Below are 24679 nucleotides of genomic sequence, written 5' to 3'. Positions count from 1 at the left end.
GATGGGATTTTTAAGAGCTGTCGGCCTGGGCATAATAGGCTTTGTTTTATTTGCGGCCCTGCTCCTGACCGGGGTTGGTCTGACGGTGCAACTTACCCTTCTCAATCCTAGCTTTATCAACAACCAGGTTGGAAAACTGGATGTGGCTGAACTCCTGACCGAAGAAGTGGTTGCCAGCGGCGCTATTCGTGATATGCCCGACGCGGTTCGTCTTTTCCTGGACGAAGAACTGCCCGAATACTCTGGTGAATTGAAGCAGGCCGCTGCCGGGGCGGTGGACCGTTTTTATGATTATATCCTCGGCCGCTCAGACACCCTGGACCTGCCGCAGGCGCTGGGAGAAACGGTTTTTGACCCGCAGCTGGTGTATTCGCTGGCTGACCGGCTGGACTGGGCTGACCTGGCCGAAGAAATGATGCTGCGCAATCTCGGCACTGACCTCAGCCCCACCTTTTCCTACCTGACCGATTATATCGGTGACGCCATGGTTAAGCTGGACGGCTGGTTTTATGATACGCTGCGGGAAGTAGTTCCGGCTTTCCAGCAGTATATGCTGGGCCAGAGCGATGAACTGCATATTTATATCGACCTTGATGAAGAACCCTACCGGGTGATCTATCAGACCATGCTGGATGTCTATAACCAGTATCCGCCGCCGGAGCTGGCCGAGTTGTCTCCGCTGCAGAAGCAGCAGCTTTTCAACTATTTCTTTGAAACGGAGATAGGCGTTTATCTGCAGGAGCCTATTGAAATTGACTCGGCGGCCTTTGAAGGCGCGCCGGAGGCGCTTAACCAGGCTTTTGCCGACCTTGAGGCGGAGATCGAACAGGTAAAGACCTATGTAGGCTACTTCCAGGCGGGCTTTTTCGGCCTGCTGCTGGGTATGGCGCTGCTTCTCGGCCTGGCCTACCTGATGCTGCGTGACCGGTGGAAGCTAATGCTTTACGCCGGTGTCGTGCTGTTCGTCTATGGTCTGATTTCCTTTGTCGGCATCATGGTGACCAACTCTTTGGTCGGAGTCGGTACCGATTTCGGGCAGGTGCCCGCGGCAGTTCAGTTGTGGCTGCCGGGCGTCGTGGAAAGCGCTACCCGCCCGCTGCTGTTCTTCAGTATATTCACCGGTGCCCTGGGCTTGGCCGGCATCATCCTTTCGCAGGTTCACCAGCACCACCGGTCATAGCTGTTAATGGTGACTACCGGGGTGGATGAGCGTTATTTTTTTACCGCCCATACCAGGGCTATTACCCAGCCGATGAAAGTCCAGCCCAGCAGCAGATTCAGCAGGAAGATGGCCAGGGTGTTGCGGCGCTTGCCGGCGACGGCGATAATAGTGGGCAGGAAATAAAGCGCCAGGCTGAACACAAAGGAAACCAGCCCGAAAAAACTGGCGAAGAAAAAGCCGAATATACCTTCTAACATTGTCATTATTCTCCGGTAAAAAAATGCTGTAAATAGATTACCTGAAAAATATCCGCCGGGCAACCCGCATCTCCGCCGCGGGAAACGGCGGCTGATATGCTATAATTTCTGACTGTGAAAAAGGCAAGACCGGACGAATTCAAGCTGATAGAGCTTATCGCCGCCGAGATAGACCGGCTGTGGCCGACCGGCCAGGGAGCGCTGCTGACCGGTATCGGTGACGATACCGCGGTGGTTAAGCCCTCCGAGAAGTACCAGCTGGCAACGGTTGATTGTCTGACCGAAGGTGTTCATTTCCGTCGGCAGTACCTTGATTGGGAGTGCCTGGGCTGGAAAGCGCTGGCGGTCAATCTGTCCGACATCGCCGCCATGGGAGGCCGGCCGGTTTACGCGCTGGTTTCCCTGCTGCTGCCGGAGGACACCGAAGTTGAAAACGTGACGGAGTTTTACCGCGGTCTGCTCGACCTGGCTTCTGCCACCGGCACCATTGTCGCCGGTGGCAATATAAGCCGCGCCGCTGAACTCAGCGTTCATGTTTCCGTTATTGGAGAGACGGATGATGAGTCCCGTATCCTATATCGTTCCCAGGCTGCAGAAGGGGACCTGGTTGCCGTTACCGGCGGCCTGGGCGGCGCGGCGGCCGGGTTCAAGCTGCTTGAAGGCTCACTTAACGTAACTGAAGAGGCATCGGCCAGGCTGCGGCAGGCTTTCTGGAAACCACAGCCGCGGCTGGATGAGGGACAAATACTTGCGCGGCATGGCGTCAAATGCGCCATTGATATCAGTGACGGGCTGCTCTCGGACCTGGGCCATATCCTGAAGGCCAGCGGGGTCGGGGCGCGGCTGGAGGCGGCGCGAGTGCCGCTGCATACCGGCCTGACCGCAGGGGGCGTCAGCGGCGCCCGGGAATTGGCTTTTCGAGGCGGTGAAGACTATGAACTGCTGTTGACCGCCCCGCGGGAAGTCATTGAAGCCGCGGCGGCGGAAACGGACTGCCCGATAAGCATTATCGGCCGGATTACCGGCCCGGCGGACCATTTGGAAGTAATCGACCCGGACGGTAGGGTGATGCCGCTGGCCGACAGTACCGGCTGGCGACATTTTTAACCCTCCGGTTGAGCAGGCTTTGTATGAAATTGTTGAAGATAAAAACAGAAAATGCCGAGGCCACGCAGCGAGCAGGTTATGTTGCCGGACAGGCGGCGGCTGCCGGCGACGTCATCCTGCTGGACGGACCGCTGGGGGCGGGAAAAACCACCTTCACCCAGGGACTGGCCGCCGGCTTGGACATTAAAGAATCCGTCATGAGCCCCACCTTTGTGCTGATGCGCCAGTTGGAGGGACGGCTGCCGCTGTACCACCTGGACCTGTACCGGCTGGAAGCGCTGCCGGAGATTTCCGACCTGGGGCTGGATGATTATTTTTACGGCCGCGGCGTTACCGTAGTGGAGTGGGCTGACAGGGCCGAAGGGCTGATGCCTGAGGAACACCTGGCTGTCAGTCTGAAATACACCGATTCCGGTTCTCGCCGCCTGGCCTTCACCGCCCGCGGAAGCCGCTACGAAAAAATGCTGGAGGATATTGCCGCCGGAATGGATAACAAATTATGACACTGGTCCTGGCTATTGATACCGCCACGTCCAGTACCGGCCTGGCCCTGGTCAAGAGAAAACAAATAGTGACCCAGGCCAGCTGGCAGACCTGCCACAACCAGACAGTGGAGCTTTTGCCGCGGCTGGAAAACCTGCTGGAATCGGCAGGCCTTACTCTGCCGGAGGTTGACGCTGTTGTCGTCACCCGCGGACCGGGCAGCTACAATGGAGTGCGGGTGGGTATCGCCAACGCCAAGGGACTGGCCTTCGCCCTGGCAAAACCGCTCATCGGCATAAGTACCCTGGAGGCCGAAGCCCGCCGTTTTCCGGTTGCCGGCCGGGAGGTGTGGTCCGTCCTGCCGCTGGGTCATGATTACGCGGTGGCCTCTTTTATCATGGAAGGAAGCCGGTCGCGCCGGATTATGACCGAACAGGCGATGACACCTCAGCAATTGGCGGCGGCGTTGCCGGAGGAGGCATTGGTGACCGGTGAACTGCCGGAGCGGCTGCTGGATCTGCTGCGTCAGGCCAGGCCTGAACTGGAAATAGCCTTTGAATTACCCCTCAGCCGCGTCGCGGCGCTGGGCCTGCTTGGACTGGAATACCAGGAAAAAGGCCGCGCCGATACTCCTGAATCGCTGCAGGCGCTCTACCTGCGCCGGCCGCAGATAACGCCGTCCAAAAAGCCGCGCCCCAGGTTTGGTCTGCCGGAACGGGGTGTAATCTGGGATATGGATGGTGTTATAATTGACTCCGTCGAACTGCATTTCCAGTCCTGGCGGCAGGCGCTGGGCAAGGTCGGCCTGGACATGAACCGGGAGCAGTTTAAGGCTACTTTCGGCCGGCGAAGCGATGATGTTGTGGCCCATACCGCCGGACGGCCGCTGCCGCCGGATGATATAAATAGAATCGCCCGGGATAAGGAAACAATCTACCGGCAGATGCTGACCGGCCAGGCCCGGGCATTCCCCGGCGTCCTGGAACTGATGCGCAACTTAAAAGAAAGCGGTTTCCGCCAGGCGGTTGCCTCATCGGCGCCGCCGCAGAATGTGGAGCTGGTCATCAGAGAACTGGAGCTGGAGCCTTTCATAGAGGCGGTTGTAGACGGCAGCCAGGTGGTCAAAGGGAAGCCGGAGCCGGAAGTATTCCTCAAGGCGGCCGCCAAACTGGACCTGGAGCCGTCAGCCTGCCTGGTTATAGAAGATGCGGTAGCCGGAGTGGAAGCGGCCCGGCGCGCCGGAATGGCGGTAGCCGCGGTAAGCAGCACTCATCCTCCGGCCAAGCTGGCCGCGGCCGACGCGGTGGTTGATTCCATGGAAGAACTGGATGCCGCCTCAGTGCTGGCGCTGATAAATATGAAATCAAATAAAGGAGCATAAATGGAAAGAATACTGGTACTGGTAAAACCCGACGGCGTGGAGAAAGGCAACACCGGAGCCATCCTGGCCCGGCTTGAGGCCACCGGCGCCAAACTGGTGGCGGCGCGGATGATGAAAATGTCCCGCCAAACCGCGGAAAAGCATTACGCTGTTCACCGCGAAAGGCCATTCTTCAGCAGCGTGGTCAACTATATAACATCCGGCCCGGTAGTGGCCGCCGTTTTCGAGGGTCAGGATGTCATCAGCCGGGTGCGCGCCGCCATGGGCGCCACTGACCCTGCCAAGGCGGAGCCGGGTACTATACGCAAGGATTTCGCCGAGAACATTGAGCGCAACGCGGTGCACGGGTCCGACTCTCCGGAAACGGCTGAATACGAGATACCGCTCTACTTCAAGCCTGAAGACATCGTATCTTACTAGGCGCCACTGAATCTTTAACCGCGGAATGTCCGGGCAATACACAAAAGCCGATGAAATCGGCGGAAAAGATGAAAGCAGCCCCAGGATATGAGTGAACGGTACTTTTTAGCCCTGGTATCAAAAAGAGCCGCCTATTTTCGCCCCAATGTCTGCCGTGACCTGGAGAGGGCTTTTGCCCGTGCCGGGGCGCGGCTGGAGATTCACCGCATTGAGGATGGGAAGGGCGTAGCCGCAGCTGTTGACCGGGCTGCCGCTGCCGGCTGTCGCTCGTTTATCGCTGTCGGCGGTGACGGTACCGTCAGCCTGGCGGCCAGTCAGCTGTACGGCCGGCCGCACCGGCTGGCCATAATCCCGGCGGGCACTGCAAATACCATGGCCCGCATGCTGCGGATTCCATTGTCTACCTCCCGGGCCATAAAACTGGCGGCTTCCTCGGATAATGAGCGGGCGGTAGACGCCATGGAGGTCGGCGGAAGGCTGCATCTGCTTAATATCTCCGCCGGTATTTCTTCCGTCTCGCTGGACGGCTTGAAGGACACGGAAAAAGTGATGACCGGCATGTTTTCCTATGTCATCGGCGCCGTCCGCGCGTCAGGCCGTATCGTGCCCTATGATTATGAACTGACCATTGACGGCCGGCTGTACCCGGTCCGGGCGGTGGAGATTCACGTCACCAATACCGGCGTGCTGGGTCTGCCGCAGTACCACATTCATGACTCCTCCCGGCTGGATGACGGCAAGGTGGAGGTGCTGGTGCTGGAAAAATGGTCACCGCAGAGCATCACTGATACCGCGCTCGACGTCCTGCTGCGCCGCCGAAAGAAAGCAATCCGCTTCATCGCCGAAGGCAGCCGGATTACCATCGGCTGCGCTGACCGCCAGTCGGTGCAGGGTGATGGTGATATCATCGTGGACCGGATGCCGGTTGACATAATAGTCCGACGACAGGCCATCAACTTCATCGTCCGCTGAAGGCCGGTTTGCCGCGGGCCGCGCTGTGCCATTATACTTAACGGATATGCTTCATTTCGGTACCGCCGGTATTCCGGCCAGCACCAAAGGCTCCGGCGATACCGTGGCCGGGCTGCGGCGGGTGGCCGAACTCGGCCTGACCGGCATGGAAATTGAGTTCGTGCGCAACGTCTACCTGAACGACAAGACGGCGCCGCCGGTGGCTTATGTGGCCGGCAAGCTGGGTCTGAAGCTCTCCTGCCACGCGCCTTATTTTCTCAATCTCAACGCCGCTGATGAAGTAAAGCGGCGCCAGTCATCGGGCACGCTGCACCGCGCCGCCCGGGTGGCCGCCCTGGCCGGAGCCGGCAGCCTGGTGTTCCACGCCGGCTATTATCTCAAGGGTGACCCGGAAACGGTTTACGCCGAGATAAAAAACCAGCTTGAAATAGTGCTGGCCAAGCTGCGTGATGAAAACGTCAGTATAACCCTGCGGCCGGAACTGGCCGGTAAAATCACTTCATTCGGCACCCTGGCGGAAATACTGCGCCTATCCAAAGAACTGCCGGGCGTGGCCCCTGCCATAGATTTTGCTCACCTTTACGCCGCCACCGGCCGCTACAACAGCTACGCCGAGTTTTCCGAGGTGCTCAACAAGGTGGGTGAGGTACTCGGACCGGAAGCGCTGGCGGACCTGCACCTGCACGTTTCCGGCATCGAGGCCGGCAAAGGCGGCGAGCGGCGGCACCTCAACTTGGCGGAAACTGATTATCATTACGCGGAGCTGCTGCAGGCGCTGGCTGATTACAACGCCGCCGGCATGCTCATCTGTGAAAGCCCCAATATAGAAGACGACGCGCTGCTGCTGCAGCGGACCTGGCTGGAAATCGCCCCGCGGCCGGCCTAGTCAAGCGGTGAGGGCGGCAAGTTTTTGCTTGACTCCGGCTTCTGCTATAATATACATAATATTCTCAGTCTTTTCCCCCCATTATTGACGCAATTGAGGCTAACATGAAATTTAACTGGAGACGGACTACCGTCGCGTATATTGTGATGCTGGTTGCCAGCATCGTTATTTTTACTTTACTGCTGCCGCCTTCGGAGCAGCCGGAAGAAATCAGCCAGAACCGGCTGGTGCAGCTTTCCCAGGAAGGCGCTATTTCCAAGATTATCATTGAGGGTGACCGCATAAGCATCACAACCAATGAACAGCCGCCGCGTGACCTTTATACCTACAAGGAGCCGCTGACTTCTATATATGAAATCCCCGGCTTTGACCCCACCGGCATTGAAATCACCCCCACCGGGGATACCGGCATAGACTGGGGCGCGGTCTTTATCAACTTTATTCCCATCCTGATTATCGGCGGCATCATCATCTTCCTGTTCAGCCAGGCCCGCGGCGCCAACTCCCAGGCCATGCAGTTCGGCCGTTCCAAGGCCAAGATGTTCAACGTGGACAAGCCGACCAATACCCTGAACGACGTGGCCGGCGTGGACGAGGCCAAGCAGGAAGTCCAGGAAATAGTGGAATTTCTCAAGGCCAGGGAGCGCTTCCAGTCACTGGGAGCCAAGATACCCAAGGGCGTGCTGCTCATCGGCTATCCCGGCACCGGCAAGACGCTGCTGGCCCGGGCTATCGCCGGTGAAGCCGGGGTTCCCTTTTTCTCCATCTCGGGTTCTGAGTTCGTGGAAATGTTTGTCGGCGTCGGCGCCTCCCGTGTCCGTGACTTGTTCGAGCAGGCCAAGCGCAACGCGCCCTGTATTATATTTATCGATGAAATTGACGCCGTCGGCCGCCAGCGCGGCGCCGGACTGGGCGGCAGCCATGATGAACGGGAGCAGACGCTGAACCAGATACTGGTGGAAATGGACGGCTTTGAGGCCAACACCTCCATCATCGTCATTGCCGCTACCAACCGCCCGGACGTGCTGGACCCGGCGCTGCTGCGCCCCGGCCGCTTTGACCGGCGCGTGGTGCTGGATATGCCGGACCTCAATGGCCGGCATCAGATTCTCAAGATTCATGCCGAGGGCAAACCACTGGCTGAGGACGTGGACCTGGAGGCGCTGGCCAAGCAGAGCATCGGTTTCTCCGGCGCTGACCTGGCCAACCTGATGAATGAAGGCGCCATCCTGGCCGCCCGCGCCGGCAAGAAAGTCATCGAGATGAATGATCTTGAGGAAGCGGTTGACCGCGTTATTGCCGGGCCTGAGCGCAAGAGCCGCAAGGTCAGCCAGCATGAGAAAGAAATTACCGCCTATCACGAGGCCGGACACGCCCTGGTGGCCAGGATGCTGCCGGAGGCTGACCCGGTGCACAAGATAACCATCGTCGCCCGCGGCATGGCCGGAGGCTACACCCGCCAGCTGCCGGCGGAAGACCGCTATATCGCCACCAAGGGCCAGTTCACCGCCAAGATCGCCATCTCCATGGGCGGACGCCTGGCCGAGGAACTGGCTTTTAATGAGATGTCCACCGGCGCTTCGCAGGACTTCAAGGAAGCCACCAACCTGGCCAAGAAGATGGTAACCTCATACGGCATGAGCCAGAAGCTGGGACCGCGTACCTTCGGCAGCAAGGAAGAAATGGTTTTCCTGGGCAAGGAAATTCACGAACAGCGGGATTACGGTGAAAAGACGGCTGACCTGATTGACCAGGAAGTGGAAGCCCTCATCTCGGATGCCTATGAGGTGGCCAAGAAGATACTCAAGGATAACTTTGACCGGCTGCGTTATATCGCCGAGCAGCTGATGAAGGTGGAAACACTGGAAGGCGAGGAGCTGGAGAGGCTCTTTACCGAACCGGTGCCGCCGCCGGAAACCGCGGAGAAAGCGGCCGCCAGGAAGAAACCGGCCAAAAAACCGGCCGCCGCCAAAAGCACTGCCCGGGCCAAAAAGCCGGCCAAGGACAAGCCGCTGGACGAACCCGGCACCGCCGCTGCCCCGGTCTGAACCGGCCATCAATAAAGAGTTAATAAAAAGACCGGCTTTAAAAAGCCGGTCTTTTTTGGTGCTGACTCAGCCCGCTAAAACAGGCCTTCCAGCCAGGCCCAGATCTCGGAGATGTGGGTCAGCACAAAGACCAGCACTATCAGCGCCAGGATGGTGCCGACACAGCCCAGGATGCCGTTCATAGACTGCCTCCTTGTATTAAACCCGCCGTCTTATCAGGTAATCGGTCAGCGCCGCCAGCGCCCGGCAGTAGCCGCTGTCCGGCAGCGCCGCCAGTGATTCCTTGGCCTTGTCCGAAAAGCCGGTGGCGCAGCGGTAGCTTTCCTCTATCAGGTCTGAGCCTTTAATCATGTCCACCGCCCGCCGGAATTCATTTTCCCGGCTGCGGTCAGTAAGGAAGTTCCGGACCGGGTTGTTATCGGGGTATCGCTCCAGGAGCAGCAGCGCCGGCAGTGTTACCGTGCCCTGCCGCAGGTCGGAGCCGACCGGTTTGCCCAGTTCCTCTTCGGTGCCGGTGAAATCCAGTATATCATCCACCACTTGAAATGCCATGCCCAGGTTGTAGCCGAAGTCGGCCAGCGCCTGTACCTGCCGCTCGGAGCCGCCGCCCAGCACCGCCCCGGATTCGGCCGACATCTTCAGCAGCGAGGCCGTCTTGCCGGCTATGCGCTGCAAGTAGCCCTCGCGGCTCTGCTCCAGGCTGAAAACGTCCCTGGCCTGGCGCAGTTCGCCCACGGCGATGGTCTGCAGGGTGGCCGAGAACATCTTGACGGTGCGCAGGTTGTCGGTGTCGGCCGCGTATTCCCCGGCGCGGGCAAAGAGAAAGTCGCCCAGCAGTACCGCCTTTTCGGTGCCCCACAGCTTGTTGATGGTAGCCCGGCCGCGGCGGGTGTCGGCGTGGTCGATGGCGTCATCGTGGATCAGGGTGGAAATGTGGAGCAGTTCGTTGGCTGCGGCCATGGGCAGAATCCGGTCGGTTTCGTCGTTGATGCAGCGTCCGGACAGGAAGGTCAGCGCCGGGCGCAGCACTTTGCCGCCGTTCAGGGTGTGGTTCAGCATCCGGTTCAGTTCCGGGAATTCGTCTGACCAGCGGTCGGCCAGCGTCCTGAATTCGGCCTCCACCGCGGCCAGGTCACGGGCAACTGGTGCGTAGATAGTTTTTAAATCCAAAATACCACCTGAAGGCTTATTTTATAATCAGCGGCGGGTTCGCCGGCCGGTCAGGGCTTCAGTCCCAGCCGGGCGGTTTCCTCCTCCACGATAGACTCATCCAGTTTAACAAACAGCGCCTCCGGCGGGTTCAGCGCCGCGCCGGGTGAAGGGTAGCGCAATTTCCAGCCGTCAGCCTCCACGCTGCCTTCATAGCCTAGGAATCCATGCAGTTTCTCCGAGCTGAAGGGCAGGAAGGGGTAGAAAGCGGTGCGCAGCCCGGAGATAACCGTCAGCGCGGTATAGAGCGCCCTGGCGGCCTCGTCCTTGTCGGTTTTCAGCGTTTTCCAGGGTGATTTTTCGTCCAGGTAGCGGTTGGCCTCGGCGGCCAGCGCCATGGCCGTCTTGATGGCTTCCTTGAAGCGGCAGCCGTGGAGCATTTCATCCATGGTCCGCAGCGTGGCTTCTGTTTTTGCTATAACCTCGGCGCTGCGCTGGTCCAGCTCGCCATATTCCGGCACCTTGCCTTCAAAGTGTTTCTGCAGCATGGACAGCACCCGGTTGACCAGGTTGCCGTAGGTGGCCACCAGTTCATCATTGTTGCGGCGCAGAAATTCGCGCCAGGAAAAATCGGTATCGGACATGTCCGGCATATTGACTGAAAGCATGTAGCGCAGGGCATCGGCCTGGTAGCGGGAAAGGAAATCATCCACCCAGATGGCCAGGTTGCGGCTCTTGGACAGCTTCTGCGTTTCCACCGTCAGAAACTCGTTGGCCGGCACGTCGTATGGCAGGTTCAGCCCTTCATAGCCCATCAGGATGGCCGGCCAGATTATGGTATGGAAGGGAATATTGTCCTTGCCGATGAAATAGTAGCTCTTGCAGTCTTCCTGCTGCCAGAAGCGTTTCCAGGCCTCCGGCTCGCCGCGGCGCTTGGCCCATTCCTTGCTGGCCGACAAATAGCCGATGACCGCCTCGAACCAGACGTAGATACGCTTGTCCTCGTAGCCTTCAAGTGGTACCGGAATGCCCCAGGTGATGTCGCGGGTGATGGCCCGGTCGCGCAGCCCGTCTTTCAGGTACTGGTAGGTGAAGCGGCGCACATTGGACCGCCAGTGGTCGGCCTGGGTTTCTATCCACTCCAGCAAAGGCTTTTCAAAGGCGGACAGCCGCAGGAAGAAGTGCTCCGTTTCCCGGAACTCCGGCGTAGTGCCGCACAGCTTGCAGCGGACGTCGTCCAGCTCGGCCGGGTTCATCGGCTTGCCGCAGGCGTCGCACTGGTCGCCGCGGGCGCCCGGCGTCTTGCAGGCAGGGCAGATGCCTTCCACATAACGGTCGGGCAGGTACCGGCGGCAGCTGCCGCAGTAAGGTTGCTGCACCTTGTCCTTGTAGAGGTGCCCCTTTTCCAGCAGCGTCAGGAAAATATCCTGCACTACCTCGCGGTGGTTGTCGGTGTCGGTAGAGGTGTAAAGGTCAAAGTTGATGCCCAGCGCCGCCCAGTTTTCAATGAACTTGCGGTGGAAATGCCCGGCCACCTCGGCCGGCGTCTTGCCTTCGGCTTCGGCGCGTATGGTTACCGGCGTGCCGTGGCAGTCTGACCCGGTTACCATCAGCACCTCGCTGCCGCGGGTGCGGTGATAGCGGGCAAAAATATCCGGCGGCAGGTAAGCCCCGGCTACATGCCCCAGGTGCAGAAGGTTGTTGGCGTAAGGCCAGGCCACGCCGATGTAAATGCGTTCACTCATAACAGTTTAATCCGAATCCTGAAAAACCTTGAAGCGGTTCATCTTAGCCGGAATCCGTCAAGGCTTCCGGGCGTAATTATTGCCTACGGCATAAAGGTCAGCTTGCGCTCGCCTTTTTCCTCACGGTAGTGGGCATAACCCTTCTCCAGGGCGCAGTCCACGCAGTAATATACCTGGTCGCCTTTTGGCACTTCCTCGCCGTCTTTTTCATCTACTACCAGGTAGCGCTCCGGGTAGGGTATCTCCCGACCGCAAGCGCCGCATTTTAAATTAGGGTCTCCCAGTGAAATACAGCCACGTCGCATTTTTTGCCTCCGAAATATCTTCGTATTATAAACGTTACTTAAGTTTAAGCCAAGCCCGGTATATCTCCCGCCGGGAAACTCCGGTAGCCGCTGAAAGCCGGGCCGCCGCCTCACCGGATTTCAGCCCGGCCTTTTTGAGCCGCAGCAGCTCGGCTTCTATATCAATTTCTGTCGCCGCCGTGACGGCCTTGTCGTCCTTGCCGGCGCCTTCGACGACGATTACAAACTCCCCCCGGGGAACGGTAAAGTGATCCAGCGCTTCGCCCAGTCCGCCGCGGAAAATCTCCTCGTGCAGCTTGGTCAGTTCGCGGCATACCGCGGCGCGCCGGTTCCCCAGCGCTTCCCGCAGCGCTCCCAGCGTAGCCCGCAGCCGGTGCGGCGCCTCAAAGAGCACCAGCGTGGCTGTTTCCGTCCTCAGCCGTTCCAGCGCCGCCCGCCGCTCGGACGCCCTGCGCGGCAGGAAACCGCAGAAGCGGAACTCCGCCGACGGCAGTCCGGAGGCCGCCAGGGCGGTAACTACGCTGGACGGGCCGGGAATGACCTCTATCCGGCAGCCGCGCTCCGCCGCCGCGGCGATGAGTTCGTAGCCCGGGTCGGCAATGCCCGGCGTACCGGCGTCGGACACCAGCGCTACGTCGCCTTCATCCAGTTTTTCCAGTATATAATCCAGCTTGCTCAGCTTGTTGTGTTCAAAATAGCTGGTCAGCGGCACCCTGATTTCCAGGGCGTTGAGCAGTTTCAGCGTACGGCGGGTGTCCTCGGCGGCTACCAGGCTGACTTCCCGAAGCGTCCTGACGGCCCGGAAGGTAATATCCTCCAGGTTGCCGATGGGCGTAGCCACCACGTAAAGCGTCGGCATGATTTTCTCCCGGTTCAGCCGGCGGCTGAATTATACTTCGTCCGGTTCGGTTTCCGGGTAAGTTTCATCATCATCCGGCTTGGCGGCCGCTGCCGGCTGGCGGATTAGGGCGGTCATCCTGTCTCCTTTGCCCCGTTTCTTTGGCTCCAGCTGCTCCACCGTCTGCCGCAGGGCGGCGGTGTCGGTGCCTTCACTGACCATGATGCCGGCAATGCCGCGGTGCCACAGCGCCTGCAGTTCCGTTTTGGAATAATCCTTTTCCAGCCGCAGGATAACCGGCAGGCCGCAGAAGTCAGCCAGCCGCTGCACCGAGAGCAGCTGGCGGAAGGTGATGTTCTGGCCCAGTTCCGCCGCGGCGATGACCGCCGTCGCTTCCAGCCCGCCCAGCGCCCTCAGCTGGGCGTCGGCCAGGTCGGCGGGAATGCTCAGCACCCTGGCCGTGTCCTCGCCCGGGTCGGCGTCCACCGCGCCGCTCAGGTCGGAAACTATGAAATCACAGCCATCTTTGGCCGGGCCGTTGCAGCCCTTGAGTACGCCGCTTTTTTTGCCTTTGCAGCCGCATTGGCCGGGTACGAATACCGCGTCAACACCCTCAAGCGTTTTCGCCTGCTTCAGGTCGGCGGATTCGGCCATGATAAACAGCCGCGGCCTGGTGGCCGGCACGTAGCGGCCGAAGCCCAGCGGACCGGAATCGCCGCGCATGGTTTTTTCCAGTTGGTCTTTGAAACGGTTGGCCATAATTTCCTTATCTTTCTAACTGAGTTTAATTACCAGCTTGCCGCCGGTTTCTTCGGTTTCATAGCGCTTGATGTCGTGCTTGGCCGGGCCGGACAGCGGTTTGCCGCTGTAGTCAAAGGTGCTGTGGTTGACGCTGCAGCACTTCAGCTTGCCCTGGCCGGGAACCGGGTCTATCTTGCGCCCGCCGTGGGTGCAGCGGTCCTGGTAGGCGTAAAGCTGGTTGTCATCGCCGCGCACCACCAGCACCGGCTTTTCCAGGCCCTTGCCTTTCAGATAGACAGCTCCGCCCTTGTCAGCCAGCGGCGCGGCCTTTTCCAGGCTGACCGTAGCCTTGCCGTCAGCCGCCTCCCAGGCGTTTTCGTCCAGCGGCTTGGTGTCACAGATACCCAGGATTGCCTTGAAGATGCTCATGTGTCGCCTCCCGGAATTATTTAACCATTTATTGTAACACCTATCGGGTTTCGGATAAAGACGCACTGTTCTTGACAGCCTGCCTGTCCGTTGCTATTATGAGCATATACCCGTAAAAAAACATTGCCCAACATAAAGGAGTTTAAATCATGAAATACGCCGTTCCCACCCATAACGGCCGGCTGGCGACTCATTTCGGCCAGTCCACCGAGTTCGCCGTCATTGAAACCGATGCCCAGGGACAGATACTTAACTGCCAGACCGTTCAGGCGGAAGCCCACGGCTGCGGCGCCACCCCGGTCATGCTGGCCCGGCAGGGAGTCAATGTTGTCCTGGCCGGCGGTATGGGTTTTACCCCGCAGCAGGTCTTTCACAAGGTCGGAATAGAGGTGGTCATGGGCGTTGAGGAGTCTGACCCGGAAAAAGCGGTCAAAGACCACGTCGCCGGCACCCTGGCCGCCGGGGCCAATGTCTGCGATCACGGTGAATCCCCCTGCGGCCACCATCACTAGAAAAGCAGCCCCCAATCGTTTTTAAAACCGGGGCATTGAAAATTTCCGCAAAACTGGTATTCTGAGTGTATAGGGAATGCCGGGAAAGGAGATCGTTTAATGACCCTGCATGATGAGAACAAGAAAACAAATGCCGCTGAAAGCTTTGGTGAAATATTCAAGTCTTTCGGTGACGCCATCAGTGAGATATTTGACGACCCCGTACTCAAGGAAAAGGCCAAAGACTTCGGCCGAAGCGCCACTGAATCAGCCAGGGCGCTTGGTGACCGCTTCAAAGATGAAGAAGTCCACCATAAATTCCGGGAAGTGGGACACGCGGCTGAAGAATTCGGCTCCCGGGTAACCGAGATATTTGAAAAGAAAGAAAAGCCGGAAGCTGATGACCGCACTAAGAAAGACAACCGCTGAGTGATCCAGCGCATTTTAATAATCCGGACAACGGCGTGGTGTTAAAAACGGTTAAACTGGAGCCAGCGAGAGGGCTCGAACCTCCGGCCTGCGGTTTACGAAACCGCTGCTCTACCAACTGAGCTACGCTGGCGTCATACCCCGATATTATATTGTAACCGCCGGAAGTTGTGAAGGCGGCGGGCGCACCGGCCCGCCTAGTCTTCCAGTTTTTCCATGTCCTCGCCGCAGCACACCAGGGTGCCGCCGCCGGCCTTGGTTACCGTGACTTCGTTGCCGCAGATATTGCAGCGGTACTTCTCACCAACTTGTTCTACTGCCATGACAAAACCTCCGTCTGGTACTGTTTAATATATGATAGCATACGCCGCGGCTGGTCTATTAACTGCTGCCTGAAATCAATATACTTAGCCTTCTTAAATAATATTCCGGTTAAGATTAAAACACCTTATACTCTTCTAAATATATCCATCATTTTAAATTATGTATAATAAGCCACATCTATCCTGTGTTACTTGACCTTATAGGGTAAAATAGAATAATCGCCCTGGGCCCTTGCGGGGCGGAAATATGAAAAGGCGGTAATATGGGATGAAACTATCAAGCAAGCTGTTGACAGTACTCGCCATTATTGCACTCCTTATCGCTCCAGTCGCTGGCTGCGCCGGACCGGAAGGCCCGGCAGGTGTACAAGGTCCGGCAGGTCCTCCGGGACCGGAAGGGCCAGAAGGACCGCCCGGACCTCCCGGCCCAGAAGGGCCGCAGGGTCCGCCGGGCCCCCCAGGTGAAGGGGCTACGACAGTCAACGTTTATTCGCCAAGACAGATCACGGTTACCTGGGACCCTTCAGACCCGTCATATTTTTTCGGGCCGCTCGCCAATCTTAGTACTATTGAAGCCTACCCACAGCAGCCAATCCGCATAAAAGGTTCCGGATGGGAACCCGGCCGTGAGATATTCCTGACCATCTGCTCTCAGGACCTGGAACTCGCTACCGTCGTGGCCAATGAGTGCGGTGCCTTTGAAGTCTATGTACTTCTTCCGCCCTCTCCGCCTTTGGAGATGGGACCGGTTTCGGTCAAGGCCTGGATAATGACCGCGGATGATGATTATCAGCCCGTAGCGACTTGGCCTTTGGATATTATTCCGGAAATAGAATTTATTGAGCTTCTATTTGAGTGGCAAATACATATAAACGAACCGCCCATTACCTGATCAATAACTCCGGATAAAAAAGTTAACACAGCTTGGGAAAAGAAGCCTGGTAAGTTCACTGGCTCTTTTCTTGGGCTGTGTTGACTTATAAAGAGAAGAAAGTTTTGTATTAACTAACCAAAGCTCTTATTTTGTTAGGTTGTGTTTTCAGTCCTACCGGGGGCTAGTGGTATTATTTTCAAATATTGATTAAGGGCAGGTGATAACAATCACCTGCCCTTATGGATTTTGATCAAAAAGTGAGTATTAGTAGCCTTTCACTCCAATAGTGGTATCGATTCCCATTATTGGCAGGTCGAGGTCCCAGAATCCATCCTGGTATCTCGGTTCCTCATAGCCGAAGGCTTTATCCATATTGGTGAAGAAACCGTTAAAGACCGGGGTGGCAGAAGCAACAGCCTTTACGGTTTCATGGATAATCGCGTCTTCTCTCTTGGTAAAGACGCAAACCTTCTGACAGCCGGCCGTATTACATACCGGCATATCAGAGAACGTAAAGCATCTGCCGGCATCGAACCACCAATGTTTATAGCCGCTGTGGTTCCAGGGTCCCATAACTTCCCAGGTTGGTTCGGTATCGTTTGTTAAAGCTCCGCCGGGACAATTTTCTGAACATTTCTTGCAGGTATAGCAGAACTTGTTGATCCCGGCGTCAATTGGGTTGGTTGGTTCCAAAGGCAAGTCGGTTAATACGGTCGATCCAACACCCTGATGTCCCCCTAATACCGGGTAGATCAGCAGGTTCATCCGGCCCAGTTCTCCCATGCCGCCGGCGACTGATAAACCCACGTTTGCTGATAGATTGTTTGTATAGGCATAAGGTCCTACGCCTGTATAACCTAGGCCGCGCAGGAAATCCTGGAAGGCATCCTGGGTATAACGCCCGAATGGATAACGCATTGAAAAAATACCGCGTTTTGTGGTTTCGAATCCTTGATGAACGCCAAGGGTTACCGCGTATTTAACTTTATTCGGAATAACTCTTTCAAACTCAGTCTCGTAGGGTTGATCAACGTCAGCCCAGGTGTATTTTTTGTTATCACCAAACTCGGCGGCGTAAATCAGTTTCCTGGTTGTGGCCGGATTCAGTTCCACTATACTGATTTCAGAAGCACCGAAATACCTGGCTGCCGCTCTTACCAGCTTGGTATTTTCCTCTGGGGTTCCGGACCACTTGGAAAGGCCTTGCTCCTCAGGTGTTTTTGCCCTTTGGCGGCCAAGAAAGCCATGGTTGCCAGTAGGGCTTCTAGAATTGCCCCAGGAACCTCTGCCGCTGGTCAATGCTAAATCTTGGACAGTGTAGCCTGGTCTTCCTTCCTGTTTATATTCTTCTCTACGAGCAGCTTGATCCGCGTTCCATTGGTCAACAACATCCTGGCCGCCCTTGGCTTGGGCATACAGGGCAGAACCCTTGGAATTAAATATATGCTCTGTTGCATCGTAAGGTTGCATCAGGTCCCAGTCAATTTCAGTTGTTGCTTTATCATATTCCAGCGCGTTCACCCACCAGGGATAGTTGTGCACCGCTAGAGACGAAGATTTAACTTCGTCAAGGTCTTTGAAATTCGGAGATACCAGGGAAGCAGCTCCTATTCCGGCCCCAGTGAGCCCCAGACCTTTCATGAAATCTCTTCTGCTTACTGTGTGATGAAATTTTGACACTCTTTCTCTCCTTGCTGTTATTGCGTGCTTTCCCACCGTCACTCAGTCTCTCCTGAGAGTCAATTAACATATATCCTCCAAAAGTAATATATTATTACTTATAAGTTTATTAATAATAACTACGCTTGTCATCGCCCAAAAGGATTAGCGCCTCTAAGCATTTCGTATACTTCTTTGGTATACAATAGGATATATACTAATAGGGTATAAAAGGGGAACTAAAGTTATCTATGACCAAAAGAAAGAATATATGGTAGCTGAAAATAGTGTTGTTATTACGGTAGACTGATGGGTAACGACTACCTCCCAGTGCTTGAAAAACAGGTATATAATAAATATCTGAAGCTGTTGTTTCGGGGGCAATATGAAAGAGTACGAATACAAGTTTGTCAGGGCTAACAAAACTGAAAATTATCAGCAAGTTGTGCTTCAGCACGCTAAGGAAGGCTGGAGGCTCGTCCAGGTTTTCGCGCCGGGCGCTGGCGGATTGTGGGCAAAAGAAAATTACTGTGAAATAATACTGGAACGAGAAATCAGCGGATAGTAACTTGGTGAGAAATACAACAAAAACTATACTGATATTCATCTCCGCGGCAATCCTGCTGGCCATGACCGGCTGTGAGGACGCGCCGCCTTCATCGCCACCGGCCACCACCCAGCCGGACGTGGAAACCCCGGACCGGGAAAGCCTGGTGCCTGCCTCTCAGCTTAAAATCACCCCGGACGCTGACCTCTACCCGCCGCAGTCCCATTCGCCGGAATACGCCCAGCCGGTGCCGCTGTCGTACCCGGTCAATACCGCCGGAGCGGAGGACTCGGCCTTCATCCTGCCGGACGGCAACACGCTGTATTTCTGGTTCACCCCGGACCCCAACGCCCCCCTGGCTAAGCAGCTGGATGATGGTGTTACCGGCATCTGGGTAAGCCATAAAAACGGGGATGAATGGCAGGAGCCGGAGCGGGTGCTGCTAGTCGAACCCGGCGCCCGGGCGCTGGACGGCTGTGCTTTTGTCCTGGATGGAACCATGTGGTTCTGCTCTGCCCGCGCCGGCTATGCCGGCATGGGCTGGTTCACCGCTGATAATACCGGCGGTGAGTGGTCCAACTGGCAGCCGGCCGGTTTCCCAGCGGATTATGAAGTCGGGGAGCTGCATATCACCGCCGACGGGCAGGAGATGTATTTTCATTCAACCCGCGCCGGCGGCCTGGGCCAGTTTGACATCTGGGTGTGCCGGTGGGAAAACAGCGCCTGGAGCGCGCCGCAGACCGTGACCGCGGTCAACAGCCCGGAATCAGACGGTTGGCCGTTTATTTCTCCAAACGGGGATGAACTCTGGATTACCCGCACCTACCAGGGTTCGCCGGCGCTTTTCCGCTCGCTGAAAGTCAGCGGCCAGTGGCAGGAGCCGGAGCTTATCATCTCCCAGTTCGCCGGAGAGGCCGCCGTTGACTCGGCCGGCAACGTCTATTTCACCCACCATTTCTACCAGGACGGTGTCGCCCTGGAAGCGGACATCTATGTGGCTTACAAAATTGTCCCGTAGTTTAAGGAGGTCATTATGCAATTGGGAGCTTTTTCTATCAGCCTGGCGGTTAAAGATATTGAAAAATCAAGGAAATTCTATGAAAAACTCGGTTTTGAGCTTTTTGGCGGCGAACCGTCACAGAACTGGCTGATAATGAAAAACGGCCGCCATGTCATCGGATTGTTCCAGGGAATGTTTGAAGAGAATATCCTGACCTTTAACCCCGGCTGGGACCAGGAAGCGAACCAATTGGACTCGTTCGACGATGTCCGCCGTATTTATGAAGAATTGAAAAGCAAAGGTGTAACTGTCACCGATGAGTCAAATATTGACGCCTCGGGTCCGGCCAGTTTCACCGTAATGGACCCGGACGGCAACCAGATACTGTTTGACCAGCATGTCTGAGTTTCCACTATCGAATAATCCCGATTGTCGGTGATTTCATCATTACCGCCGCTGACAAAGGACGCAGCATGTTAATTAAATATGATAAAGAGGCCGATGCCGTATATATTAAACTCAAACCGGGCAGGTATGCCTATGGCAGGGAATTGGATGAATTACGGCGGGTTGATTATGATTCCAAAGACCGTCCTATCGGTGTTGAGCTATTATGCGCCAGCCGCGGTATTGACACCATGGATCTGCCCAGGCGCGGTAAGATTGATGAACTGCTGGTGGAGCATTCCTTTAGGGTGCTTGATTAACTTTGTTTTTTTGTTCCTGCAACGAACCGGTCTCAGCACTACCAAACCGAAAACTGTGAACTAACTACTGACAACTAATAACTGTGAACTTATCAAACTGAAAACTCTTGACTCAAAACCTGACTACTGAAAACTGATAACTAAATACTGAACACTAAAAACCTTTTGGTCATTTTTACGAAAAATGATGCACCGCATTGTTTTTATGAACAATCTGAAGAAACTTTTGGAGTACAAATAAAAAGGAGAGGCATTGCCGCAGGTAATATCCCACGGATTGGCCTCTCATCGTGATTCTAGTATAATCTTAATACTCAATTTTGTTCTTGTCAATGATGTGTAAGGGTCCAGTACATATTGGGCTTTCCCCTGGAAGGTCTTTTTTTATCCTATTCCTACTGTCATTACCCACGAAAGCGGGTAATCTACTTTCTCATAAAACTGAGCACTAAAAACTAAATACTGAACACTCAAAACCTTTTGGTCATTTGAATTCGGTATTTGATTTTGTTTAGTGCTTAGACATTAGATATTGGAATTTATTTGTTATTCTAAACTCGAGATTTGGTATTTCCCAAGCCTGTCCCCTCAGCTCACCGTATAACTAACAGTAGCCGAGCCGTTCAGTCCGCCGGAACTGGCGCTGACCGCCACAATATAGTTTCCGGGGCTGATATTGGTGGTAACCGTCCAGCTCCAGCCCACCATGCCGCTGGCGTCAGCGGTGCCGGATGCGCTGGATGAGCCAAATCCGTAATACACGGTGATGATGCACTGGGCAAAAGGTGCCGTCTGGGCCACCAGTGAGGCGGTGGCGCCTCGGTTGACCGGAGAGGTGATGGACAGGATCTGGAGCCCCAGTGTCGCCGGCGCGGTGGGTGTCGGTGGCGGTGATGTCGCCGTTGGCGGTGGCAGCGGTACTGGTGTCGGTGATGGTGGTGGCGTCGGCGTTGTCGTCGGCGGCAATGGCGGTGTGGTGCTGGTAGTTGGTGGTGGGGTAGGCGTCGGTGCTGTCGGCGGTGGTGGCGTGGTGGTGGTAACCGGCGGCGGAGTCGGCACCGGTACGGTTACTGAAGAAGGCGGAGGAGGAGGCGGCACGGACGTTCCTCCCGGGCTGGTTGTCGTTGGTGGGGTTGTTGACGTGCCGGATTGCGGGTCCGGAGTCTGGGTTAGCGGCAGGCCGTCTTCCGGTGTCTGCCGGCAGCTGCAGGAGGCGGTAAGCAACAGCACCGCGCTCAGCAGTATTGATATCGCCAGCCTCATTGTATTACCCTCCCCGGCGGGGTGGTAGTTGCAGTTTTATTGTAGGCGCGCTCCGGCTGTTAGTCAATCGGGAAAACTGCCCTAAAACAAAAAACTGAAAAACCGCAAACTCGTAACTCCAAACTGACAACCAAAAAAAGAGCTTCCGATTAAGGAAGCTCTTTTCGTCAGCAGTCAATGGGATTGCTAGGTATCCAGCAGGGGATTGTTGGCGCCGCCCGGCGTTACCGCGCCGCCGCTGATGGTCCAGGTGAACTGCGGTGAGTTAACCAGCCAGGGCGCCAGGTCGTCGATGTCGTCCGGCAGGGCACCGTCGTTGCTGAAGGCATAGGCGGTTGCCGCTACCTGGAGGTTGTGCTGCTCCGCCAGCGCCGCCTGGGTGTCGCCTTCGCCGATGAACTGCAGTACGTTGGGCAGGGCCACGGCGGAGATGGTGCCCAGAATGGCTATCACTACCAGCAGTTCGATCAAGGTGAAGCCCCGCTGGCCGGAGCGGAATTTTTTCAGGAATCTGGTCACGTATTTTTACCTCTCAATATACTTGGGAACTACCTGTAATTATACCAGCACCCAGTACTATCGACCAAATGACCAATTAAGCGCGGCCCTCAGCGGGCGCGGTTGTTGCATTTTTTGCAACAACTGGTAGCCTCTTTGTCTAGATATTGAATATTGTAATTTAGATATTCGTTATTGTTTAGTGCTTAGATATTAGACATTAGAATTTCCCGCCCCGCGGGTCTGTCATTCTCGGCGAAAGCCGGGAATCCACACCCACTCGTCATTGCGAGCCTACGGCGAAGCAATCTCGGTAATCCACTTCCTTATACAACTAATCACTGAAAACTGAAAACTCTAAACTGCTGACAACTGACCACTGTGAACTGAACACTAATCACTGAAAACTTTTAACTTTTTAAAACTTAGACATTAGAATTTCCCACCCCGCGGGTCCGTCATTGCGAAAGCGCGCAGCGCTTGTGGCAATCTCGGTATTTTATTTTGGTCATTTAATATTGTAATTTTGAAATTGTTTAGTGCTTAGATATTAGACATTAGAATTTCCCATAACTACGGCGTCAGCGGTATCTCGTCTAAAGTCTCCTGGCTGAAAACAGCGTCACCGGAAACCCATTCATGCTCCAGCAGCAAGTAGGAAAGCACTTCCCATTCGTCCTGCGGACCCCTGGTGGGCATGGTGGAAATCTGGGTCAGCAGTCTCTGCGCGTTCTGGTATGAGGATAATATGGCGGTGCTGCTGGGCCCGGTGGACAGGTTGTTGCCGTGGCAGTTGAAGCAGTTGCCGTTGTATGAAATCTTGCCTTTAACCGCCAGTTCGCCGAAGGTGGCCGCCGTTGGGGTGCCGGTAGCGGTGGGCACCGTCACCGTGGAGATGATCCGGTCATACTCCGCCTGGGACAGATACTGCGGCTGGTATTCCACCCCTTGCTCTTCCAGCTTAGCCGCGAAAATCCCCAGGTGGTTTTCAGAACCTTCTATCAGTATTTCGAAGGCGGACGCAATATCATGCTTTTCCGTCTTGGCCAGGCTTTCCTCAATATCCAGGATATCCAGTTCCTCGATGGCCGCCGCCGTGAGAAGGGCGTCTATCTCTGAGGCTGAACCCTGCTCCACAAGGTCATCGTACATTTCCTGGAGTTCACTGGTGGTATAGTCACCGCCGGCTTTAGCGGCCGCCGGGTTGTCCAGGCTGTATTTGTCTATGAGTTCACCCATTATATCCATGTGGGATTGCTCGCTGCCGCTGATGACGCTGAGCACCGGGGTTTCCCACTGGTCGTACAGGGCTTTATATACGTCCCTGGCCAGCTTCTCCAGTTCGTAGATGTAAACAATGCCTTCCTTTTCAGCGTCCGTTATGGCCGCGGTCGGCGTTGTCGTCGTGGGAGAGGGTTCATTGTCGGTGTTGTCCTGGGAGCACGCGGCAAGAACCGGTATTGAAATAAAGGTAAAAACCAGCAGTAAATAACCAGCCTTCCTGATCATAATTCACCATTCCCCCTTTTCAGCCCGCTCTTCTTTGCCCCGGAGCGTCCTGGAACAAATTATACACCCATTTTCAATTACACCGACAAATCCGGCCACTTTGAACTGAACACTGACAACTGTGAACCGAACACTGACTACTGTGAACTGAAAACTGAAAACTAAAAACCACTGAAAACTGAAAACTGAAAACTACTGACAACTTTTAACTGTTAACTTTTAGGAATCAGAATTTCCTATCTTCCCGCCCATGAAAAAGTTCAGAAACATATTGGACTCCCGGGGAGGTGAAACCCGGGAGTCTTTTTAGTGAAACAGATATATGTGGAAAGCTGTTACCGTAGAGGCTATAGTCGTTGGATGCAAAAGATCAACGATATCCTGTCTCACCCCAAGTCCAGGGAAATTGAGCAAAGGATAAAAATCATCGAGTTCTTTGATGAATATGGTGCAGAAGCTGCCAGGAAAGCCTTCGACAATAGCCGTTCTACCATTTACCTCTGGAAGCAGAAGCTCAACAACTCAGGTGGCAAACTCTCAAGCCTGGCTCCAGGGGATAAGACACCCAAGAGCCGGCGAAAGCGCAGGCATGACCCTTTTATTGAGAGCTTCATTCTGGATTACCGCACCATTCATCCCGGAGTAGACAAGATGACCATAACCCCGGTGCTCAAAGCCGCCTGTGAGGCTAAAGGCATTAAACCGCCCTCGGAATCAACCATCGGCCGAATCATTGGGGATCTCAAGAAACATGGACGGCTGCCCAAAGGGGCAAAGGTCACTATCAATGGCAGAACCGGAAGGCTACACGAGAAAGCACCCCGTAAGGCCATAAAGAAAACCAGAAGGAAAGGCTTTGCCCCAAAGCTACCGGGAGAGCTGGTGGAAATAGATACTGTGGATATCTTTGTGGATGGTCTCAAGCGGTATTTGATTACCGCTATTGACCTGCCTACCCGCTTTGCCTTCGCCTTTATCTATAAGACCGGTTCATCAGCTTCAGCCAAAGACTTCCTGGGCAAGCTTAACTGGGTAGCACCCTTTAAGATAACCAGGCTTCAAACAGATAACGGATCTGAATTCCTGGCGCATTTTGCTCACGCCGCCCAAAATCAGGGGCTCATTCATTACTTTAACTATCCCCGCCGTCCCCAGTCCAACGGCCACCTGGAGAGATTTAACCGTACCATACAGGAACAGTTTGCCTATTACCACACCGACTGCATAGATGAACCGGATGATTTTAACCGGCCGCTTATGGAGTACCTGATCTGGTACAACACCGAAAAAGCCCACCGGGGTATTGGCAAAATACCCCCACTACGCTATTATCTGGATAAATTCATCACTGACCCGCAAAAGTCCAATATGTACTGGACCCTTACAGCCCATTGACATAAACCCAAACTTGAGCTATTCTTAATTAACGTGATTAGTACTATCGTACTATTGCGGA

General features: G+C 55.6%; 29 protein-coding genes and 1 tRNA gene. 17 read left to right on the top strand and 13 right to left on the bottom strand.

Going from position 1 to position 24679, the window contains the following annotated elements:
• Window position 1: 1 nt before the first annotated feature.
• The gene (locus ACZ48S_RS07350) at window positions 2-1180 is read left to right on the top strand and encodes a hypothetical protein (RefSeq protein ID WP_464212170.1); all 1179 of its coding nucleotides are present in this window, start codon (window positions 2-4) and stop codon (window positions 1178-1180) included.
• Window positions 1181-1212: 32 nt separating this feature from the next.
• Here the strand turns inward: ACZ48S_RS07350 and ACZ48S_RS07345 are convergent, their stop codons facing one another.
• A complete protein-coding gene (locus ACZ48S_RS07345) occupies window positions 1213-1407 on the bottom strand; it encodes a superinfection immunity protein (RefSeq protein ID WP_464214588.1) in 195 nt (64 codons plus the stop codon).
• Between the two features lie 126 nt (window positions 1408-1533).
• Here ACZ48S_RS07345 and thiL point away from each other — a divergent pair, with 126 nt between their 5' ends.
• From thiL to ftsH, 7 genes are all read left to right on the top strand, one after another.
• Window positions 1534-2526, top strand: a complete 993-nt coding sequence (gene thiL, locus ACZ48S_RS07340; protein WP_464212168.1) for a thiamine-phosphate kinase — start codon at window positions 1534-1536, stop codon at window positions 2524-2526.
• 23 nt (window positions 2527-2549) lie between these two features.
• Window positions 2550-3029, top strand: coding sequence for a tRNA (adenosine(37)-N6)-threonylcarbamoyltransferase complex ATPase subunit type 1 TsaE (gene tsaE / locus ACZ48S_RS07335; protein ID WP_464212166.1), 480 nt, complete (start codon window positions 2550-2552; stop codon window positions 3027-3029).
• On the top strand, window positions 3026-4390 hold the full coding sequence (gene tsaB, locus ACZ48S_RS07330) for a tRNA (adenosine(37)-N6)-threonylcarbamoyltransferase complex dimerization subunit type 1 TsaB (protein ID WP_464212164.1): 1365 nt from the start codon (window positions 3026-3028) through the stop codon (window positions 4388-4390). The genes tsaE and tsaB overlap by 4 nt, the downstream gene beginning before the upstream one ends.
• Window positions 4391-4810, top strand: coding sequence for a nucleoside-diphosphate kinase (gene ndk / locus ACZ48S_RS07325; RefSeq protein WP_464212162.1), 420 nt, complete (start codon window positions 4391-4393; stop codon window positions 4808-4810).
• 87 nt (window positions 4811-4897) lie between these two features.
• Window positions 4898-5782, top strand: a complete 885-nt coding sequence (locus tag ACZ48S_RS07320) for a diacylglycerol/lipid kinase family protein (RefSeq protein WP_464212160.1) — start codon at window positions 4898-4900, stop codon at window positions 5780-5782.
• A 25-nt stretch (window positions 5783-5807) separates the two neighbouring features.
• Window positions 5808-6668 (top strand): TIM barrel protein, encoded by an 861-nt coding sequence (locus ACZ48S_RS07315; RefSeq protein WP_464212158.1) that lies wholly within the window; start codon window positions 5808-5810, stop codon window positions 6666-6668.
• Between the two features lie 104 nt (window positions 6669-6772).
• A complete protein-coding gene (ftsH, locus tag ACZ48S_RS07310; protein WP_464212156.1) occupies window positions 6773-8716 on the top strand; it encodes an ATP-dependent zinc metalloprotease FtsH in 1944 nt (647 codons plus the stop codon).
• 198 nt (window positions 8717-8914) lie between these two features.
• Here ftsH and ACZ48S_RS07305 read toward each other — a convergent pair whose 3' ends face one another.
• The 6 genes from ACZ48S_RS07305 to ACZ48S_RS07280 all read right to left on the bottom strand — a co-directional run bounded on the left by ACZ48S_RS07305 (window position 8915) and on the right by ACZ48S_RS07280 (window position 13923).
• Window positions 8915-9886: a polyprenyl synthetase family protein gene (locus ACZ48S_RS07305; RefSeq protein WP_464212154.1), complete on the bottom strand. Its 972-nt coding sequence runs from the start codon at window positions 9884-9886 to the stop codon at window positions 8915-8917.
• A gap of 50 nt (window positions 9887-9936) precedes the next feature.
• Window positions 9937-11610 carry a methionine--tRNA ligase gene (metG, locus tag ACZ48S_RS07300; RefSeq protein WP_464212152.1) on the bottom strand — a complete coding sequence of 558 codons (1674 nt, stop codon included), beginning with the start codon at window positions 11608-11610 and terminating at the stop codon, window positions 9937-9939.
• Between the two features lie 83 nt (window positions 11611-11693).
• Window positions 11694-11915: a hypothetical protein gene (locus ACZ48S_RS07295; protein ID WP_464212150.1), complete on the bottom strand. Its 222-nt coding sequence runs from the start codon at window positions 11913-11915 to the stop codon at window positions 11694-11696.
• A gap of 34 nt (window positions 11916-11949) precedes the next feature.
• On the bottom strand, window positions 11950-12774 hold the full coding sequence (rsmI, locus tag ACZ48S_RS07290) for a 16S rRNA (cytidine(1402)-2'-O)-methyltransferase (protein WP_464212148.1): 825 nt from the start codon (window positions 12772-12774) through the stop codon (window positions 11950-11952).
• A 30-nt stretch (window positions 12775-12804) separates the two neighbouring features.
• Window positions 12805-13512: a hypothetical protein gene (locus ACZ48S_RS07285; protein ID WP_464212146.1), complete on the bottom strand. Its 708-nt coding sequence runs from the start codon at window positions 13510-13512 to the stop codon at window positions 12805-12807.
• 15 nt (window positions 13513-13527) lie between these two features.
• Window positions 13528-13923 (bottom strand): QcrA and Rieske domain-containing protein, encoded by a 396-nt coding sequence (locus ACZ48S_RS07280; RefSeq protein ID WP_464212144.1) that lies wholly within the window; start codon window positions 13921-13923, stop codon window positions 13528-13530.
• 149 nt (window positions 13924-14072) lie between these two features.
• Between ACZ48S_RS07280 and ACZ48S_RS07275 the strand changes: the two genes are divergently transcribed.
• Both ACZ48S_RS07275 and ACZ48S_RS07270 read left to right on the top strand, forming a co-directional pair.
• Window positions 14073-14435 carry a NifB/NifX family molybdenum-iron cluster-binding protein gene (locus ACZ48S_RS07275; protein WP_464212142.1) on the top strand — a complete coding sequence of 121 codons (363 nt, stop codon included), beginning with the start codon at window positions 14073-14075 and terminating at the stop codon, window positions 14433-14435.
• Between the two features lie 99 nt (window positions 14436-14534).
• Complete coding sequence (locus ACZ48S_RS07270; RefSeq protein ID WP_464212140.1) at window positions 14535-14843, top strand: hypothetical protein; 309 nt, start codon at window positions 14535-14537, stop codon at window positions 14841-14843.
• 57 nt (window positions 14844-14900) lie between these two features.
• On the opposite strand, the gene ACZ48S_RS07265 is transcribed toward ACZ48S_RS07270, so the two are convergent.
• Window positions 14901-14976, bottom strand: a tRNA-Thr gene (locus ACZ48S_RS07265).
• Window positions 14977-15040: 64 nt separating this feature from the next.
• The gene (locus ACZ48S_RS07260) at window positions 15041-15166 is read right to left on the bottom strand and encodes a desulfoferrodoxin FeS4 iron-binding domain-containing protein (protein WP_464212138.1); all 126 of its coding nucleotides are present in this window, start codon (window positions 15164-15166) and stop codon (window positions 15041-15043) included.
• Window positions 15167-15434: 268 nt separating this feature from the next.
• On the opposite strand from ACZ48S_RS07260, the gene ACZ48S_RS07255 reads away from it, so the two are divergent.
• Window positions 15435-16058: a hypothetical protein gene (locus ACZ48S_RS07255; RefSeq protein ID WP_464212136.1), complete on the top strand. Its 624-nt coding sequence runs from the start codon at window positions 15435-15437 to the stop codon at window positions 16056-16058.
• A 246-nt stretch (window positions 16059-16304) separates the two neighbouring features.
• Here the strand turns inward: ACZ48S_RS07255 and ACZ48S_RS07250 are convergent, their stop codons facing one another.
• A complete protein-coding gene (locus ACZ48S_RS07250; protein WP_464212134.1) occupies window positions 16305-17720 on the bottom strand; it encodes a reductive dehalogenase in 1416 nt (471 codons plus the stop codon).
• Between the two features lie 364 nt (window positions 17721-18084).
• Between ACZ48S_RS07250 and ACZ48S_RS07245 the strand changes: the two genes are divergently transcribed.
• The 4 genes from ACZ48S_RS07245 (at window position 18085) to ACZ48S_RS07230 (ending at window position 19953) form a co-directional block, all read left to right on the top strand.
• Window positions 18085-18264 (top strand): DUF4177 domain-containing protein, encoded by a 180-nt coding sequence (locus tag ACZ48S_RS07245; protein ID WP_464212132.1) that lies wholly within the window; start codon window positions 18085-18087, stop codon window positions 18262-18264.
• A gap of 7 nt (window positions 18265-18271) precedes the next feature.
• Entirely contained in the window at window positions 18272-19264 is a 993-nt protein-coding gene (locus ACZ48S_RS07240) for a TolB family protein (protein ID WP_464212130.1), read from the top strand.
• A gap of 15 nt (window positions 19265-19279) precedes the next feature.
• A complete protein-coding gene (locus ACZ48S_RS07235; protein WP_464212128.1) occupies window positions 19280-19651 on the top strand; it encodes a VOC family protein in 372 nt (123 codons plus the stop codon).
• 68 nt (window positions 19652-19719) lie between these two features.
• Window positions 19720-19953: a DUF2283 domain-containing protein gene (locus tag ACZ48S_RS07230; protein ID WP_464212126.1), complete on the top strand. Its 234-nt coding sequence runs from the start codon at window positions 19720-19722 to the stop codon at window positions 19951-19953.
• Window positions 19954-20541: 588 nt separating this feature from the next.
• Here the strand turns inward: ACZ48S_RS07230 and ACZ48S_RS07225 are convergent.
• Window positions 20542-20754 (bottom strand): hypothetical protein, encoded by a 213-nt coding sequence (locus tag ACZ48S_RS07225; RefSeq protein ID WP_464212124.1) that lies wholly within the window; start codon window positions 20752-20754, stop codon window positions 20542-20544.
• 37 nt (window positions 20755-20791) lie between these two features.
• Here ACZ48S_RS07225 and ACZ48S_RS07220 point away from each other — a divergent pair, with 37 nt between their 5' ends.
• On the top strand, window positions 20792-21244 hold the full coding sequence (locus ACZ48S_RS07220) for a hypothetical protein (protein WP_464212122.1): 453 nt from the start codon (window positions 20792-20794) through the stop codon (window positions 21242-21244).
• A 158-nt stretch (window positions 21245-21402) separates the two neighbouring features.
• Here the strand turns inward: ACZ48S_RS07220 and ACZ48S_RS07215 are convergent, their stop codons facing one another.
• A complete protein-coding gene (locus ACZ48S_RS07215; RefSeq protein WP_464212120.1) occupies window positions 21403-21735 on the bottom strand; it encodes a type IV pilin protein in 333 nt (110 codons plus the stop codon).
• Between the two features lie 552 nt (window positions 21736-22287).
• Window positions 22288-23223, bottom strand: a complete 936-nt coding sequence (locus tag ACZ48S_RS07210) for a DUF2202 domain-containing protein (protein ID WP_464212118.1) — start codon at window positions 23221-23223, stop codon at window positions 22288-22290.
• A gap of 360 nt (window positions 23224-23583) precedes the next feature.
• Between ACZ48S_RS07210 and ACZ48S_RS07205 the strand changes: the two genes are divergently transcribed.
• Window positions 23584-24618, top strand: a complete 1035-nt coding sequence (locus ACZ48S_RS07205; RefSeq protein ID WP_464212116.1) for an integrase core domain-containing protein — start codon at window positions 23584-23586, stop codon at window positions 24616-24618.
• The last annotated feature ends 61 nt before the right edge of the window (window positions 24619-24679 follow it).

Source organism: Dehalogenimonas sp. NIT-SK1 (assembly GCF_055384165.1).
Note: the sequence above shows the minus strand (reverse complement) of the source record. Positions and strands in the feature narration are given on the sequence as shown.

Bases quoted from the DNA above. Each gene is read 5' to 3' on its own strand.
- ACZ48S_RS07205 (WP_464212116.1), top strand. From the start codon at position 23,584: ATGCAAAAGATCAACGATATCCTGTCTCACCCCAAGTCCAGGGAAATT.
- rsmI (WP_464212148.1), bottom strand. From the start codon at position 12,774: ATGCCGACGCTTTACGTGGTGGCTACGCCCATCGGCAACCTGGAGGAT.
- ACZ48S_RS07210 (WP_464212118.1), bottom strand. From the start codon at position 23,223: ATGATCAGGAAGGCTGGTTATTTACTGCTGGTTTTTACCTTTATTTCA.
- ACZ48S_RS07270 (WP_464212140.1), top strand. From the start codon at position 14,535: ATGACCCTGCATGATGAGAACAAGAAAACAAATGCCGCTGAAAGCTTT.
- ftsH (WP_464212156.1), top strand. From the start codon at position 6,773: ATGAAATTTAACTGGAGACGGACTACCGTCGCGTATATTGTGATGCTG.
- ACZ48S_RS07285 (WP_464212146.1), bottom strand. From the start codon at position 13,512: ATGGCCAACCGTTTCAAAGACCAACTGGAAAAAACCATGCGCGGCGAT.
- ACZ48S_RS07275 (WP_464212142.1), top strand. From the start codon at position 14,073: ATGAAATACGCCGTTCCCACCCATAACGGCCGGCTGGCGACTCATTTC.
- tsaE (WP_464212166.1), top strand. From the start codon at position 2,550: ATGAAATTGTTGAAGATAAAAACAGAAAATGCCGAGGCCACGCAGCGA.
- ACZ48S_RS07235 (WP_464212128.1), top strand. From the start codon at position 19,280: ATGCAATTGGGAGCTTTTTCTATCAGCCTGGCGGTTAAAGATATTGAA.
- ACZ48S_RS07245 (WP_464212132.1), top strand. From the start codon at position 18,085: ATGAAAGAGTACGAATACAAGTTTGTCAGGGCTAACAAAACTGAAAAT.
- ACZ48S_RS07320 (WP_464212160.1), top strand. From the start codon at position 4,898: ATGAGTGAACGGTACTTTTTAGCCCTGGTATCAAAAAGAGCCGCCTAT.
- ACZ48S_RS07255 (WP_464212136.1), top strand. From the start codon at position 15,435: ATGAAACTATCAAGCAAGCTGTTGACAGTACTCGCCATTATTGCACTC.
- ndk (WP_464212162.1), top strand. From the start codon at position 4,391: ATGGAAAGAATACTGGTACTGGTAAAACCCGACGGCGTGGAGAAAGGC.
- ACZ48S_RS07295 (WP_464212150.1), bottom strand. From the start codon at position 11,915: ATGCGACGTGGCTGTATTTCACTGGGAGACCCTAATTTAAAATGCGGC.
- tsaB (WP_464212164.1), top strand. From the start codon at position 3,026: ATGACACTGGTCCTGGCTATTGATACCGCCACGTCCAGTACCGGCCTG.
- ACZ48S_RS07220 (WP_464212122.1), top strand. From the start codon at position 20,792: ATGGACAGGATCTGGAGCCCCAGTGTCGCCGGCGCGGTGGGTGTCGGT.
- ACZ48S_RS07280 (WP_464212144.1), bottom strand. From the start codon at position 13,923: ATGAGCATCTTCAAGGCAATCCTGGGTATCTGTGACACCAAGCCGCTG.
- ACZ48S_RS07350 (WP_464212170.1), top strand. From the start codon at position 2: ATGGGATTTTTAAGAGCTGTCGGCCTGGGCATAATAGGCTTTGTTTTA.
- ACZ48S_RS07230 (WP_464212126.1), top strand. From the start codon at position 19,720: ATGTTAATTAAATATGATAAAGAGGCCGATGCCGTATATATTAAACTC.
- ACZ48S_RS07260 (WP_464212138.1), bottom strand. From the start codon at position 15,166: ATGGCAGTAGAACAAGTTGGTGAGAAGTACCGCTGCAATATCTGCGGC.
- metG (WP_464212152.1), bottom strand. From the start codon at position 11,610: ATGAGTGAACGCATTTACATCGGCGTGGCCTGGCCTTACGCCAACAAC.